The organism is Tistrella mobilis KA081020-065, from assembly GCF_000264455.2.
Taxonomy (GTDB): Bacteria; Pseudomonadota; Alphaproteobacteria; order Tistrellales; family Tistrellaceae; genus Tistrella; species Tistrella mobilis.
Map to the genome: position 1 here is coordinate 400,290 of NC_017966.1, position 14,564 is coordinate 414,853.

Annotated in this window: 13 protein-coding genes; 3 read left to right on the top strand and 10 right to left on the bottom strand. The window is 66.1% G+C overall.

The genetic code is table 11. The annotated features are described in order from the left end of the window. Nucleotides 1-70 precede the first annotated feature (70 nt). Nucleotides 71-550 carry an Lrp/AsnC family transcriptional regulator gene (locus TMO_RS22475; RefSeq protein ID WP_014753102.1) on the top strand — a complete coding sequence of 160 codons (480 nt, stop codon included), beginning with the start codon at nucleotides 71-73 and terminating at the stop codon, nucleotides 548-550. A gap of 218 nt (nucleotides 551-768) precedes the next feature. On the opposite strand, the gene TMO_RS30795 is transcribed toward TMO_RS22475, so the two are convergent. From TMO_RS30795 to TMO_RS22520, 10 genes are all read right to left on the bottom strand, one after another. Then, on the bottom strand, nucleotides 769-1,785 hold the full coding sequence (locus TMO_RS30795) for a hypothetical protein (RefSeq protein ID WP_014753103.1): 1,017 nt from the start codon (nucleotides 1,783-1,785) through the stop codon (nucleotides 769-771). A 583-nt stretch (nucleotides 1,786-2,368) separates the two neighbouring features. Further along, entirely contained in the window at nucleotides 2,369-3,172 is an 804-nt protein-coding gene (pstB, locus tag TMO_RS22480) for a phosphate ABC transporter ATP-binding protein PstB (RefSeq protein ID WP_014753104.1), read from the bottom strand. Continuing rightward, complete coding sequence (gene pstA, locus TMO_RS22485; protein WP_014753105.1) at nucleotides 3,169-4,032, bottom strand: phosphate ABC transporter permease PstA; 864 nt, start codon at nucleotides 4,030-4,032, stop codon at nucleotides 3,169-3,171. The genes pstB and pstA overlap by 4 nt, the downstream gene beginning before the upstream one ends. 14 nt (nucleotides 4,033-4,046) lie before the next feature. After that, nucleotides 4,047-5,057 carry a phosphate ABC transporter permease subunit PstC gene (pstC, locus tag TMO_RS22490; protein WP_014753106.1) on the bottom strand — a complete coding sequence of 337 codons (1,011 nt, stop codon included), beginning with the start codon at nucleotides 5,055-5,057 and terminating at the stop codon, nucleotides 4,047-4,049. Between the two features lie 85 nt (nucleotides 5,058-5,142). After that, on the bottom strand, nucleotides 5,143-6,147 hold the full coding sequence (pstS, locus tag TMO_RS22495) for a phosphate ABC transporter substrate-binding protein PstS (RefSeq protein WP_014753107.1): 1,005 nt from the start codon (nucleotides 6,145-6,147) through the stop codon (nucleotides 5,143-5,145). Nucleotides 6,148-6,540: 393 nt separating this feature from the next. After that, nucleotides 6,541-7,401, bottom strand: a complete 861-nt coding sequence (locus tag TMO_RS22500) for an isocitrate lyase/phosphoenolpyruvate mutase family protein (protein ID WP_041607498.1) — start codon at nucleotides 7,399-7,401, stop codon at nucleotides 6,541-6,543. Nucleotides 7,402-7,492: 91 nt separating this feature from the next. After that, nucleotides 7,493-8,695, bottom strand: coding sequence for a pyridoxal phosphate-dependent aminotransferase (locus tag TMO_RS22505; protein ID WP_014753109.1), 1,203 nt, complete (start codon nucleotides 8,693-8,695; stop codon nucleotides 7,493-7,495). Nucleotides 8,696-8,787: 92 nt separating this feature from the next. Then, entirely contained in the window at nucleotides 8,788-9,786 is a 999-nt protein-coding gene (locus TMO_RS22510) for an extracellular solute-binding protein (RefSeq protein ID WP_014753110.1), read from the bottom strand. A 56-nt stretch (nucleotides 9,787-9,842) separates the two neighbouring features. Continuing rightward, nucleotides 9,843-11,486, bottom strand: a complete 1,644-nt coding sequence (locus tag TMO_RS22515; protein ID WP_014753111.1) for an ABC transporter permease — start codon at nucleotides 11,484-11,486, stop codon at nucleotides 9,843-9,845. 3 nt (nucleotides 11,487-11,489) lie between these two features. After that, nucleotides 11,490-12,566, bottom strand: coding sequence for an ABC transporter ATP-binding protein (locus tag TMO_RS22520; protein WP_014753112.1), 1,077 nt, complete (start codon nucleotides 12,564-12,566; stop codon nucleotides 11,490-11,492). Nucleotides 12,567-12,713: 147 nt separating this feature from the next. Between TMO_RS22520 and TMO_RS22525 the strand changes: the two genes are divergently transcribed. Further along, nucleotides 12,714-13,598, top strand: coding sequence for a LysR family transcriptional regulator (locus TMO_RS22525; protein WP_014753113.1), 885 nt, complete (start codon nucleotides 12,714-12,716; stop codon nucleotides 13,596-13,598). 155 nt (nucleotides 13,599-13,753) lie between these two features. Then, nucleotides 13,754-14,530 carry an aldolase gene (locus TMO_RS22530; RefSeq protein WP_014753114.1) on the top strand — a complete coding sequence of 259 codons (777 nt, stop codon included), beginning with the start codon at nucleotides 13,754-13,756 and terminating at the stop codon, nucleotides 14,528-14,530. Nucleotides 14,531-14,564 lie beyond the last annotated feature (34 nt).

Genomic DNA, 14,564 nt, shown 5'->3' on the forward strand with positions numbered 1-14,564 from the left:
AGTGGTTCTTGCCTATTTTCGGCCCCAAAGACAGACTGCACGCAGTGTTCTGCTAAAAAGGGGCCCCCGCATGGCAGCATCTGCTGAACCCGATCTGGACGCCGTCGACCGGCGGATCCTGAGGGCACTGCAGGAAGACGGCCGCATCACCGTCCAGGCGCTGGCCGAGAAGGTGGGCCTTTCCCCCTCCCCCTGCCTGCGCCGGATCCGGATGATGGAAGAGGCCGGCGTGATCACCGGCTATGCCGCCCTGGTCAACCAGAACGCGGTCGGCCTGCCGGTCTCGGTGTTCGTCTCGATCAAACTGGAACGCCAGCGCGCCCCCGAACTCGACGCCTTCGCCCGCGCCATCACCGCCTGGCCCGAAGTGATGGAATGCTACCTGATGACCGGCGCCCGCGACTTCCTGCTGCGGGTGGTCTGTGCCGACCTCGCGGCCTATGAGGCGTTTCTCAGGGACCGGCTGACCCAGCTGGACGGGGTGGGCTCGATCGAATCGAGTTTTGCGTTGGGGCAGGTGAAGTATTCGCGGGTTTTGCCGGTGGGGTGAGGGGTAGGTGTTGTGGCGCTGAGCGCGATCAGGGGGAAGGCCGGCTCTGGAAAGTTTGGTGCGGAATCGCAATCCCGCACCAAGCCAATGCCGGAACCGGGACGAGCTATTACCTATGTCTCCGGTCTGAAGCACTACCCTTCTTTCCGGTCGCTCAGTCCCCGGTGACCTGCTGAAAATGGACGAACAATGAGTGCCGAATAATTATCGTACCACTTTCAAAAGGAATAAGGTATGCCCTGCGTTCCCCGATAGAATATAGCATCCAGAGAAGCATTTCCTGTGCTAAAGGATCCACTCGATGTTTCTCTAAAAGTGAAACGCCGATACATATTACCATTTCTGGAATTCCGATAGGATGTAAAATTTTTCAATAGCATGCAATCGGACGGGTTTGGCAAAATCCGAAAATATTCACTTTCATGAAAACAAAATATAAGCAAACTTGGCGAATTTCTACAAAATCCTATTTGATTTTCATAAACATCAAAAATATAAGAACCAGAGATATTTTTTCTTGCGCTGAGAGCGACTATTCTGCGCCCTCCGTTAATTTCGCGAAATTTTCGCCGATCAATCTTCTCATAATGACCATCAAAATTCTTTATGATTGATCTCAGGACGTCGGCAATAAAATGATCATCGATACTTTGTTCTCCATGGTCGCACGACATGCCAACCAACGGCCGTTTGGCGATTGGAACATCTTTCCACATTTTTGATGAAACGAAAGACGGGTCGAGCCACCCATCCGGATACCCGGGAGGCCTCTCGGGTGGCGGCCTATCATCCGGATGCCAGCCATAGAGTTCAAAAGAGCGGTACTTCAAACAGGCGATAACCTCTGAATCATGGTCCGTGAGGCTTGCAAGAGCCACCGGAAGAAGAACCAGGTTGGCGATACATGTGTGATAGCGAGGGTCGTAACAGGATTTCGGCCAGATATGGCAGGCGCTATAGCGCTTGGGCATCACACCGGATCCGAACACGGCTTTCTTAATGGCTTGATTGGCCTTCGAATTATCATCAAGAGTAATGCCGTTTACGACCTCCCCTCGTTTCTCATCATTTCTGGCACGGCGCGTATTCGGAAACCAGGCACCGCTCGGATTAAGCTTCCTGCGCTCCTGGAATACTCTCGGATGGGCCCAAAGGCTGCAACCTGCCACCAGCGCCGGCAACTTCACACCCAAACGGACTGTTCCCGCTGCAAGCAAATCATCACCGTTGAGCATGCAGACCTCTTAGGATTAGCGGCGAATTCACACACCGATCGAAATGTCATTCAATTTTGGGCGGATTTTCGTGTGATCGCCTGTCGGCAAATAAGAGACTACGCATACCGGGGCAGCAGATCCATCCATTTTTATCCGCTAGAGCGCATTATTGTTCAAACAAACTACTATAAGTATATATAATGTTAATAGTGTAACCGGCACGTGCAGCGACCTCTTTACCTCCTTGCCCGCGATGCATGACCGGCCCCATCATGCTCGAGCTTACTGATAAGGCAATCTGCCGTCACTATGTCTGCGCAGCGGAGCAAAAGCGTGCACCCACAGCGCAGCGGTTTATGGTCTGATCAAAAAGTCCTGCGGAGCATCCGTATATCGTCTTCGACCCTGATCATGTGAGGGGCCTTCGGGCCCCTTGTTCTGTGGTTTGGGGATCCCGGCCTGGAAGGGCGTGCGTCCCTTCATGCCAGGCCCCTCGTGCGGCTGGTTCATGCCTGAAAGAAGCCGATAATTCGACCGTAGAGGCTTTGAAGATCGGATAGGCGCCGCTCCAGTTTCGAGACCCCGGCAAGACATATCCCCCTCACCCAAACCTCCCCGTAATATAATCCTGCGTCCGCCGCTCCCGCGGTGTTGAAAACACCGCTTCCGTATCCCCGAATTCGACCAGTTCGCCCAGATACATGAAGCCGACCTTGTCGCTGACGCGGGCGGCCTGTTGCATGTTGTGGGTGACGATCACCACGCAATAGCGTTTGCGCAGCTCCCAGAGCAGTTCGTCGATGAGCGCGGTGGAGATGGGGTCGAGGGCCGAGGCCGGTTCGTCGAGGAGGAGGACGTCGGGGCGGATGGCGATGGCGCGGGCGATGCACAGGCGCTGCTGCTGGCCGCCCGAGAGGCTGAGGCCCGAGGCGTGGAGCTTGTCTTTCACCTCGATCCAGAGGGCGGCGTCGCGGAGGGCGGATTCGACGGCGTCGTCCATCTCGGCGCGGCCGAGGCGAGTGTACATGCGCAAGGGGAAGGCGATGTTTTCATAGATCGACATCGGAAACGGCGTCGGTTTCTGGAACACCATGCCCACCCGGGCGCGCAGCCCGGCGATGTCGCCGTGATGGGCGAGGCCGCGGCGGGTGAGGATGTTTTCGCCGTCGAGCAGGATTTCGCCGTCGATCCGGTGGCCGGGATAAAGATCGCAGATCCGGTTCAGCGTGCGCAGCAGGGTGGATTTGCCGCAGCCCGAGGGGCCGATCAGCGCGGTGATCAGCCGGTCGCCGAAGGTGATGTCGACATCCTTCAGCGCATGATTGTCGCCGTAATGGAAGTTGAGCTTGCGGGTGACGATTTTCGGGACGAGCCCGGCGGCGTCGACGGGGGTGGATGCGGTCATTTGCGGCCTCGGGCAGAGATCAGGCGGGCGGTGATGGAGAGCAGCAGCACGCCGGCTGCAATGAGCAGCGCGCCCGCCCAGGCGAGATCCTGCCAGTCGCGATAGGGGCTCATCGCGAACTGGAAGATCACCACCGGCAGGCTGGGGGTGGGACCGGTGAGGTCGTAGGCATAGAACTGGTTGTTGAGCGCGGTGAACAGCAGCGGCGCGGTCTCGCCCGCAATGCGGGCGATGGCGAGCAGAACGCCGGTCAGGATGCCGCTGGCCGCCGCGCGCCAGGTGACGCCGGCGATCATCCGCCAGCGCGGCATGCCGAGGGCAACGGCCGCCTCGCGCAGCTGGTCGGGGACCAGCGCCAGCATGTCTTCGGTGGTGCGCACGATCACCGGCACCGCGATCAGCGCCAGCGCCGCCGCCCCCGCCCAGCCCGAGAAATGGCCGAGCGGCACCACGATCAGGACATAGACCGTGAGCCCGACGATGATCGAGGGCGCGCTCAACAGCGTGTCGGCGAACAGGCGCACCAGGCCGGCGGCCCGGCTGTCGCGGCCGTATTCGGCCAGCCATGTACCCGTCAGCACACCCACCGGGGTTGCGACCGCAATCGCCGCCGCGGTCATCGACAGGCTGCCCAGAATGGCGTTGAGCAGCCCGCCCCTGCTGCCCGGCGGCGGGGTCGCGCGGGTGAAGACGTCGAGCGAGAGGGCGCCCGCACCACGGATCACCAGCTCCCACAGGATCAACGCCAGCACCAGAAGGGCGGCCAGCGCCGCGCCGGTGCACAGCCCCGTCATCACCAGATTGACCAGCCGACGTCGGCGCAGCCGTGCGGGCGAAACCGGGATGGTGCCCCCTCTCATCGCCCCCTCCTCCCTCATCGACCCGCCCTCCCCGTCCGGTTCAGCAGCGCGCGGGCGCCGAGCAGCACCACGAAGGTGACCACGAACAGGATCAGCCCCAGCGCCGTCAACGCCGAGACATAGACATCGCCCGAGGCCTCGGTGAATTCATTCGCGAGCGTCGCCGAGATGGTGGTGCCGGGCTGAAGCAGCGAGGCATGAATGCGATGGGCATTGCCGATCACGAAGGTGACGGCCATCGTCTCGCCCAGCGCGCGGCCAAGGCCGAGCATCACGCCGCCGATCAGCCCGCGCCGGGCATGGGGGATCAGCACGCGGCGCGATACCTCCCAGGTGGTGGCGCCGACGCCATAGGCGGCCTCGCGCAGCACCGGCGGCACCTCCGCCAGCACCTGGCGGGCGACCGAGGTGATGAAGGGCAGCACCATCACCCCCAGGATCAGCCCGGCGGTGAGCACGCCGATGCCGAAAGGCGGCCCCTGGAACAGCGCGCCCACGACCGGCAGCGGCCCGAGCGTGTCGATCAGCGCCGGATAGACCGTGGAGGCCAGCACCGGCGCCAGCACGAACAGCCCCCACATGCCATAGATGATGCTGGGAATGGCGGCCAGCAGCTCCACCGCCACCGCCAGCGGCGCGCGCAGCCGGTGGGGGCAGAGTTCATTCAGGAAGATGGCGATGCCGAGCGCCGCCGGCACCGCCAGGATCATGGCGATCGCCGCCGTGATCAGCGTGCCCGCAACCGGTGCCACCGCGCCATAGACATCGGTCACCGGGTTCCAGGCCTGGGTGACCAGAAACCCCACCCCCATCTGATCCGCCACCGGCAGGCTGCCGATCACCAGCACCACCAGCATGGCGGCAAGTGCGGCCACCACCATCAGCGCGGCGATGCCGGTCAGCCGCCGGAACGGCCCGTCCCAGCCAAGCCCCGCCGGCAGGGCGCTGAGGTGCAGCGGCCGGGCCACCGGATGGGCAGAAACGATGTCCGGCTCCGGCGCAAGGCCGGCCTCTTCGACGCTCATGAAACCTCGCAGGGCCGCCGCCGGCAGGGGATGCCCCCACAGGCGGCGGCCGGACGACAGACGCAATGCACAGACAACGCCGGGATCAGTAGACGGGTTTGCCGTCCTTGCCCTTGATGCTGTCGGCCCAGGTCTTTTCGACCATCTGCACCACCGCCTGCGGCATCGGCACATAGTCGAGCTTTTCCGCCGCGGCACCGCCATTGGCGTAGCTCCAGGCGAAGAATTTGAGCGCGGCGGCCGCGCGGGCCGGCTGGTCGGCCTGGCTGTGCATCAGGATGAAGCTGGCACCGGTGATCGGCCAGCTGTCCCGGCCCGGCTGATCGGTCAGAACCAGGTGATAGCCTTCGGCATGGGCCCAGTCGGCATTGGCAGCGGCGCTCTGGAAGGTCTTGCTTTCCGGGGCGACCACGGCGCCGTCATGGTTCTTCATCTTCAGCCAGGCCAGCTTGTTCTGAAGCGCATAGGCGTATTCGACATAGCCGATCGAACCCGGGGTCTGGCCGGTGAAGTTGGCCACACCCTCATTGCCCTTGCCGCCGAGCCCGGTCGGCCATTCGACCGCGGTGCTGGCGCCGATGTCTTTCTTCCAGTCGGCACTGACCGAGGAGAGATAGGTGGTGAACAGGAAGGTGGTGCCCGATCCGTCGGCGCGATGGACCACGGCGATCGCCTGATCGGGCAGTTTGACGCCCGGGTTCAGGGCGACCAGCGCCGGATCGTTCCATTTGGTGATCTTGCCCATATAGATCGCGGCCAGCGTCGGCCCGTCGATCTCCAGCGCACCGGCGGCGATGCCCGGGATGTTGACCACCGGCACCACGCCGCCCATGACCATCGGCCACTGCACCAGGCCCGCGGCCTTCAGATCGGCGGCTTCCAGCGGCATGTCCGAGGCGCCGAAATCGACGGTATGCGCCTTGATCTGCTTGATGCCGCCACCGGAGCCGATGGACTGGTAGTTCAGCGAAACGCCGGTTTCGGCCTTATAGGCCTCGGCCCATTTCGCATAGACCGGGTACGGGAAGGTCGCACCGGCACCGGTGATCTCGTCGGCGGCCTGGGCGGTGCCGATGCTCAGGCCGAGCATCAACAGTCCTCCGGCAACAGCCGGAAGGCGACGAAGGACGGACATATGCCAACATCTCCAACGGGATATGGATCGGAAGGGCCGCGGCGAGGGCACTATAGGCCCGCGTCTTCCACCTCTGCATCCCGATTCCAAGTCGACCGGCCATAATTCATCAAACTGACACATATCGACTTGATATTGACGATTGCCCATTTTGGGCAATCTTCAGACATACTCATTCTTGTTTGGTCATGGTGACTGCTGCTCTTGTAAAGATGCGGTGGCGGTCATGAAAAAACGGTCGCTTCCGAAACGGAAACGGCCGTCGGGCGGCTGATGACCCGGATGGTTTCGCTTGGCCGCCATGCCGTTGGACTGGCAAGGGCCGCGACATTTAAGCGGCGCGGCCGGTCAGCGCAGAAATGCCGCCTCGTCGCGCGCCACCTGATCCATGCCCTGCAGGCGGAAGATTTCGCCGACCGGGGCGATGCCGCCCTCGACGCCCAGCGTGTCGCCATCGGCCATGATCCGGGCGAAGCTCTGCTGCATGGCGGCGACCGCGGCCCGGATCGCATGGTTGCCATAGATCACCAGGCCGACCCGGCCGCTTGCCGCGGCGCGCGCCATGGTCATCTGCGGATAGGCGGTGGGGACGATGACGATCGGGATGCCGCCATCCCAGGCGGCGATGAAGCCCTCGATCTCGTCGGGGGTGGTCGACTTCGAATGGACCAGCAGCAGATCCGCCCCGGCGGCGGCATAGGCGCGGCCGCGCTCCAGCGCCGCACCCGGCCCGGCGCCGGCGATCAGCGCCTCGGTACGGGCGATGATCAGGAAATCCGGGTCGTTCCGGGCGTGGCGGGCGGCCTCGATCTTGCCCTGAAACTCGGCGATCCGGAGCAGGTCCTGACGCCCGCCCTCGACCAGCGAGGTGACCTTGGGAAAGACCTTGTCCTCGATCACCACCGCGGCGGCACCCGCCGCCTCGTAGCTGCGCACGGCATGCAGGACGTTGAGGGCATTGCCGAAACCGGTGTCGATATCGGCCACCACCGGCAGGCGGGTGCGGGCCGCCATCGCGCGTACGACCTCCAGATGCTCGGCCATCGAGACCAGGCTGATATCGGGCAGGCCGAGCGCCGCCGAGATTTCAAAACCGCTGGCCCAGGCGCCGTCGAAGCCCGCCTCTTCCACCAGCCGCGCCGAAAGCGGGTTGTGGGCGGCCATGATGCGGGCGGGCGTGGTGTGGGCGGGCGTGGTGTGGGCGGGCATGGCATTGTGGGCGCCGGAAACGCGGTCGCGGAAGGCCCGTCGGGTCGATGTCATCGATCTTCTTCCTTGAAAAGAAAAGGATTGCGGCGGATCAGCACAGCCGCGCGATCGCGGCCGCCATCACCCGCACAGCACGGATCAGCGTGTCGTCGGCCGCGGCATAGCTGATGCGCAGATGGCCGGGTGCCAGGAAACCGCTGCCGGGCACCAGCGCCACGCCAGCCTCGTCCAGCAGATACAGGGCCAGATCGGTGTCGGTGGCGATCGCCTGCCCGGCCGGCGTCGTCCGGCCGATCAGGGCGGTGCAGTCGACGAACAGATAAAAGGCGCCCTGCGGCAGGTGGAAAGACAGACCCGGGATCGCGGCGATCTCGCGGCAGAGCAGATCCCGGCGGCGGCGGAAGGCGCTGCGGAACCCCTCGACCACCGCCGGATCGCCGTTCAGCGCGGCGATGGCGGCATATTGCGCGATCGAACAGGTGTGCGAAGTCGACTGGCCCTGGATGGTGTTCATCGCGCGGATCAGCTCAACCGGGCCGGCGCCATAGCCGACCCGCCAGCCGGTCATGGCATGGGATTTCGAGACGCCGTTGACGGTGAGGGTGCGGTCCGCCAGATCCGGGGCGACGGCGGCCATGGTCGCGAAGGCGGTCTCGCCATAGACCAGATGCTCGTAGATGTCGTCGGCGAGCACCATGACCTGCGGGAAATCGCGCAGCACCGCCGCCAGCGCCGCCAGATCCGCCACCCCCGCCACCGCCCCGGTCGGGTTGGCGGGCGAATTGAGCATCAGCCAGCGGGTGCGCGGGGTCAACGCCGCGCGCAGCGCCTCGGGCCGCAGCCGGTAGCCGTCGGCGGCGGTGGTCGCAACCGGCACCGGCACGCCGCCGGCCAGTTTGATCATTTCAGGGTACGACACCCAGCAGGGGGTGGCGAAGACCACCTCGTCCCCCGGATCGAGCGTCGCCATCAGCGCATTGAACAGCACCTGCTTCGCGCCGCACCCCACCGTCACCTGGTCGGGGGTGAAATCAAGGCCGTTCTCGCGGGCGAATTTGGCCACGATCGCCTCGCGCAGCGGCAGGATGCCGGCGACCGCGGTATAGGTGGTCCGGCCCTCGGCGATCGCACGGACCGCCGCCTCGCACACCGCCGCGGGGGTGGGAAAATCGGGCTCGCCCTGGCTGAGCGCCACGACGTCGCGGCCGCGGGCGCGCAGATCCGCGGCCATCTGGGTCATCGCCTTGGTGGCGGACGGCGCCACCTGTCTCATGCGGGCGGAAAGCGTGATCATTGTGTCGGAAACATCCCGGCGTGGAGCAGAGGGGGAATGGATGGGAGTGGTCGCCGCGGCGGAGAACGCCGCGGCGGGGCAGCGGTGTCGGGTCAGCGGGCGGCCGCCGTGACCTCCTGCCAGATCGCCAGAACCTGGTCACGGTCGCGGGCGGCCGCATCCTGGTCGACCGCGATCACCGTCAGATCCGCCAGCCGCGGCAGGCCGGCGATGGCGGTGACGTCGACCCGGTCATTGGCCGGCCGGCGCCAGGTGGCTGCAAAGATCGCCGCCTGGGCGGCATCGGAGGCCATGATGTCGAGCAGACGCTGCGCCGCCTGCGGATGCGGCGCGCCCTTCACCACCGCCATGCCCTCGGGCGACAGGAAGGTGCCCTCGGCCGGGTAGACCAGGCGGATCTCGCTCTGGCCGCCGGCGACATAGGCCTCGGCGGAATATTCCATGGTGATGCCGGCCGCGAACTCACCGGCCGCCACGCTTTTGTAGACATTGGACGAGCTGCCCGTGACCACGACATTGCGGGCGAGCTTCTCCAGCCCCTCGCGGCCGAAGAGCTGATACAGGCCGTAGATCTGGGCATAGGCCGACGAGGAATTGGCGGGGTCGCCGATCACCACCTGGCCCTTCCAGGCCGGATCGAACAGATCGGCCCAGCCGGCGGGCATCGACCGGCCGTCGAGCCGGCGGTCATTGACCATCAGCACCATCACGTGGACATTGGCGCCGGTCCAGAGCCCGTCGGGGCCGACCATGTCGGCGGGCAGCTCGACCCTGGTGTGATAGGGCGCCAGCACGGCACCATAGGCGGCGAGCGTGGGGAAACCGGCACTCCAGAACAGATCGGCCTCAGGCGCGGCGGCCTCGGCTTCGATGCGCTTCAGCAGGGCGCCGGTGGCGCCGCGCACCACCTCCACCTCCAGATCGGGGGCGGCGTCGCCCACCACCTTCAGCAGGGCATCGACCGCCGCCGAATTGTTGGAGGCATAGAGCACCGCGGTCTCGGCCGCGGCCGGGAGGCTGGTGACGGCCAGGCTGCCGATCAGGGCGGTGCCGGCCAGGATAAGCGTCTTGAGCAGGGTGGGGCGTGACATGTCGGGCTTCCGTCGATGGGGTGGCGGATGGGGCATGCCGCAGCGCGCACGGACCGTCAGTCCGTGGCGAAGACACGGATCCCGAAGATGCGGGTCGCGAGCCAGAGCGGCAGGAAGATGGAGAGAAGCAGGATCAGGCTGTAGGCCGAGGCCGGGCCCATATAGCCGCTGTCGATCTGCTGATAGATCTGGATCGGCATGGTGGTGAGCCCGGGCGAGTAGAGCACGATGGTCGCGCTCAACTCGGAAAGCGTGGTGACCCAGATGAAGACCGCCCCGCCGGCCATGGCCGGCCGGAGCAGCGGCAGCACGACCTTCAGGAAGCTCCGCCCCGGCGGCACGCCCAGGCTGATGGAGGCTTCCTCGATCGAATCGCGGATCTGATAGACCGCCGAGGCGGTGGTGTTGACGGCATAGGGCATGCGCCGGATGAAACAGGCGATCGCCATGATGACCCAGCCGCCGGTGAGCGCGACCCAGCCGCCATTCCAGGTATTGATCAGCGCGATGCCCAGCACCGTGCCCGAGACGGCGAGCGGCAGCAGGCCCAGATAGTCGAGCAGATGGGTGAGGCCCGAGCGCTTCTTGATCGACAGCCAGGCCAGCACCGTGCCGAACAGCACGCCCGCGATCGAGGCGAGGGTCGCGAGACCGAAGGAATTGCGCATCGCCTCGGCGCCGAAAGAGGCCAGGCTGGCGAAATTGCCGAGCGAGAACCGCCCCCAATGCAGCACCGGGCCGATGCTGTGGGTGAAGGCGCCGATCGCCACCACCGCCACCGGCAGCAGCGACAGCAGCACCATGGCGGCAAGCCCGCCGCCGACCAGCCGGGCAAGCGGCGCCGGCAGGTCGATCCGCACGGGCGCGCGCCCCGCCTCCATCTGATAACCGCGCCCCCGGGCCAGCCCCTTCTGCAGGATCAGGGCCAGCGCCACCAGGGCCACCAGCACCACCGACATGGTCGCCTGCATGGTGCCGCCGCCGCCGAATTCGCTGACGAAGGCGTTGTAGGCGGCCACCGACAGCACCGGCACCCGCGGGGCCACGATCACCGGCACGCCGAAATTGTCGACCGCAAGCGTGAACACGATCAGCGCCGCGGTGGCGACGGGCGGCAGCAGCAGCCGCGCGGTCACCGTGCGCCAGACCCGGCCGGGGCCCGAGCCCAGCACCGTCGCCGCCTCTTCCAGAGACCGGTCGACGCCGCGAAAGGCCGCCAGCACCAGCAGATAGACATAGCCGTAATGCTGCAGGACCATCACGAAGACCAGCCCGGTCCAGCCGTAGAACCCCGGCAGAGCGATGCCGAAGCGGTCGTTCAGCAGATTGGTCACCAGCCCGTTATTGCCGAAGACCATCAGCCAGGACTGGGTGACGATGATGTCGGGCAGAACGAAGGTGGCGAGCGGCGCCAGGGCCAGCAGCCCGCGGCAGGGCAGACGCAGCCGGGCGACGGCGAAGGCGAGCGGCAGGCCCAGCAGCAGGGCACCCAGCGCGGTCGCAAGCCCGAGCGCCACGGTATTGACCAGCGCATCGACCAGGGCCGGGGTGGCGAAGAAGCGCCGGTAACCCTCCAGGCTCCAGCCCTCGGGCCCCTGCAGGCTGAGGGCGAAAAGCCGGAACAGCGGCACGGCGACGAAGGCCGCCAGCACCGCCAGACAGGCGAGTTTGGCGACGGTCCAGACCGGAAGCCCGCGCATCGATCAGACCTCCCGCACCAGACAGCAGCCGGGCGAGATTTCCACCGTCACCGCGCTGCCCGGCTCGGGCGCCGTGGCGCCGAACCCGTTGGGCTGGATCAGCCGCAGCGCGGCACCGCCTTGAAGCCGAAGCTCCACCCGCGTGGCCTCGCCCAGGAAAGTCAGCCGGGTGACCGTCGCGGCCAGGCGGTTGTCGCCACCCTGATCGCCCGCGCCGGGGGCCAGGATGCGGGCCTCTTCCTCGCGAATGCACAGCCGCACGGCATCGCCCGGGCGGCAGCCATTGGCATGGGCGGCAAGGCGCGCGCCACTCAGCCGGCACTGCGCGACCTCGCCCCGGATCCCGTCCGGATCGACCGCCAGAAGATTGGCGGCCCCCAGGAAATCGGCGGCATAGGTCGATCGCGGCCGATGATAGATCTCCCGCGGGCTGGCGATCTGCTCCACCCCGCCCGCGCGCAGCAGCGCCACCCGATCCGACATGGTCAGCGCCATACGCTGATCATGGGTCACGAAGACGGTGGTGACGCCATAATCGCGCTGGATGTCGCGCACGAAGCTCTGCATGCCGGCGGCAAGCCGGGCATCCAGCGCCGAAAGCGGCTCGTCGAGCAGCAGAACCAGGGGCTCGATCACCAGCGCCCGCGCCAGCGCCACCCGCTGGCGCTGACCGCCGCTCAACGCCGCCGGCAGGCGATCGGCGAAACCGGCCAGTTCCACCCGCTCCAGACAGGCGCCGACCCGGCGGCGGATGTCGCTTTCCGGCACATGGCGGGCCCTGAGCCCGTAGGCGACGTTTTCGAACACGCTGCGGTCGGGGAACAGGGCGTAATCCTGAAACACCATGCCGCAATCGCGCCGATGGGCCGGCAGCCGGGTGACGTCGCGCCCGGCAAAGGCCACCCGGCCGCGGGCCGGCGCCAGAAAGCCGGCGATCAGGCGCAGAAAGGTGGTCTTGCCGCAGCCGCTGGGGCCCAGGATGGTAAAGAAGCATCCATCCGGAATTGTCATGCTTTGGCCATCGATGACCGGTCGCCCGCCATAGGTGACGACGACGTCGTCGATATCGATTCTGGCCATGTCTCAGCTTTCGTCTGCGGGTGTGCCCTGCCCTCCCCAATAGCGGCGACGGATGAAGATCTCGTGACATTCATCAGGAAATGAGATTGGTCTATGAAGCGTCGCATGGATGCGGCAGCATGCGGATGACGCAGGGGGGAAGGACCCATGGGGATCGACCACGACGACATCCCGCTGAACGCCCTGCGCGCCTTCTGCGAGGTGGCGCGGGATGTTCATGTGTCGCGGGCGGCTGGCCGGCTCGGGGTATCGCAAAGCGCGGTCAGCCGGCATCTGGCCCTGCTCGAAGCCCATATGGGCGCAGCGCTGCTGGAACGGCAGGGCCGCAATGTGGTGCTGACCGAACTGGGCCGCCAGCTGGCCGAAGCGGTGACAGCACCACTGGAAGAGATCGCCTTTTCGGTGCGGCTGATGCGGCGCCGGCGCAGCGGCCGGCGCACTCTGGTGGTGCGCACCTCTCTGCCCACCTTCGCCTTCACCACGTTGATCCCGCGGATCGCCGATTTCAGCCGCGAACACGGCGACGTGCCGATCGACGTGCTGACCTCGGTCACCTCTCAGGAACTGCATGGCGATTTCGACGTGCTGATCACCCGCGATCTGGTCCTGCCCGGCCCTGTGCAGGAATGGACCATCGCCGAGGAAAAGGTGGTCTGCGTCGCGGCCCCCGAGATCGCCCGGCGGATCACCCTGGCGACCCTGGCGGCGGTGCCGCTGTTCATCGTCAATTCCCGCCCCGACATCCTGCCCGCCTGGCTGGCGGCCCGGGGGCTGGGCGAGGGCGATATCCGCATGGGATCGCGCTACGACCATCACTACATGGCCCTGCCGGCCGCCATGGCCGGCCAGGGGCTGGTGCTGGCGCCCGAGACGGTGGTGGCGGATTATCTGCAGAAGGGCCTGCTGGCGGCGGTGCCCGAGACCCGCTTTTCGACCGGCATGGTCTACAAGGCCTATGCGTCGGATCGCGGCATGGACCCGCAGCTGAGCGCCGCCTTCTGCCGCTGGGTCGTCCGGCTCTGCCGCGGCTGACGTCGCGCTCCGGGGTGGTCTTCGCAGGCAGTGACCGGACCGCATGGCTGATATGAGCCGCAGATCATAGGCAGGGCCGCACGTGGCCGGCAGACTGGGCAGGCCGATGACCGCCGGCAGTCACGACCGACGGCAGACCGCAGGAGGAAACCGCCATGACCAACCCGTCCGCCCCACACCAGACGCTGCGCGACAAGGCGTATTTCGACCGCCGCGCCACCGACGAGATGGCCCGACATCTGGCCCCTGCCGGCCGCAGCCTGCACGAGACCATGGCCACTTCCTGCCGGATTCTGGCGATGACCGGCCAGGAGGCCGGGCTGGCCGGGCAGATCAGTGTGCGATCCGACCGACCCGGCGCCTATTGGACGCTGCGCTTCGGCCTGGGCTTCGACGAGGCGACGCCCGCCGATTTCATCGAGGTCGACCGCGACCTGAACACGCTTTCGGGCGAGGGCATGGCCAACCCCGCCACCCGCTTTCATCTCTGGGTCTATGATGCCCGTCCGGATGTGAATGCGATCATCCACACCCACTCGCCCTGGGCCGCAGCCCTTGCCGCGGCCCGCCAGCCGCTGGTGATCGCGCAGATGGACATGACCCCGCTGCACGACGACTGCGCCTTCCTGGCCGACTGGCCGGGCGTGCCGATCGCCGATCAGGAAGGCGTGATCATTTCGGAAGCGCTGGGGACGAAACGGGCGATCATCCTGGCCCATCACGGCTATCTGACCGCAGGCGGCAGCTGCGAGGAAGCGACCTATCTGGCGGTCTATCTGGAACGGGCCGCCCGGATGCAGCTGCGCGCCCAGGCGGCCTTCGGTCCGCTGACGCCGGTCGACCCGACGCTTGGCGCCGAGGCGCACGACTATCTGCTGAAACCCGTCATCGTCAACGCGACCTTCGATTATTGGGCCCGGCAGGCCGGCTAGACCTCGGGGGGTTGGGCAAAACTCGGGGGGTGGG

Excerpts from the sequence above, each read along its gene's own strand:
- TMO_RS22505 (WP_014753109.1), bottom strand. The coding sequence starts at position 8,695 with ATGATCACGCTTTCCGCCCGCATGAGACAGGTGGCGCCGTCCGCCACC.
- pstS (WP_014753107.1), bottom strand. The coding sequence starts at position 6,147 with ATGCTCGGCCTGAGCATCGGCACCGCCCAGGCCGCCGACGAGATCACC.
- pstB (WP_014753104.1), bottom strand. The coding sequence starts at position 3,172 with ATGACCGCATCCACCCCCGTCGACGCCGCCGGGCTCGTCCCGAAAATC.
- TMO_RS22530 (WP_014753114.1), top strand. The coding sequence starts at position 13,754 with ATGACCAACCCGTCCGCCCCACACCAGACGCTGCGCGACAAGGCGTAT.
- TMO_RS22520 (WP_014753112.1), bottom strand. The coding sequence starts at position 12,566 with ATGGCCAGAATCGATATCGACGACGTCGTCGTCACCTATGGCGGGCGA.
- TMO_RS30795 (WP_014753103.1), bottom strand. The coding sequence starts at position 1,785 with ATGCTCAACGGTGATGATTTGCTTGCAGCGGGAACAGTCCGTTTGGGT.
- pstC (WP_014753106.1), bottom strand. The coding sequence starts at position 5,057 with ATGAGCGTCGAAGAGGCCGGCCTTGCGCCGGAGCCGGACATCGTTTCT.
- TMO_RS22475 (WP_014753102.1), top strand. The coding sequence starts at position 71 with ATGGCAGCATCTGCTGAACCCGATCTGGACGCCGTCGACCGGCGGATC.
- pstA (WP_014753105.1), bottom strand. The coding sequence starts at position 4,032 with ATGAGAGGGGGCACCATCCCGGTTTCGCCCGCACGGCTGCGCCGACGT.
- TMO_RS22500 (WP_041607498.1), bottom strand. The coding sequence starts at position 7,401 with ATGCCCGCCCACACCACGCCCGCCCACACCACGCCCGCCCGCATCATG.
- TMO_RS22510 (WP_014753110.1), bottom strand. The coding sequence starts at position 9,786 with ATGTCACGCCCCACCCTGCTCAAGACGCTTATCCTGGCCGGCACCGCC.
- TMO_RS22525 (WP_014753113.1), top strand. The coding sequence starts at position 12,714 with ATGGGGATCGACCACGACGACATCCCGCTGAACGCCCTGCGCGCCTTC.
- TMO_RS22515 (WP_014753111.1), bottom strand. The coding sequence starts at position 11,486 with ATGCGCGGGCTTCCGGTCTGGACCGTCGCCAAACTCGCCTGTCTGGCG.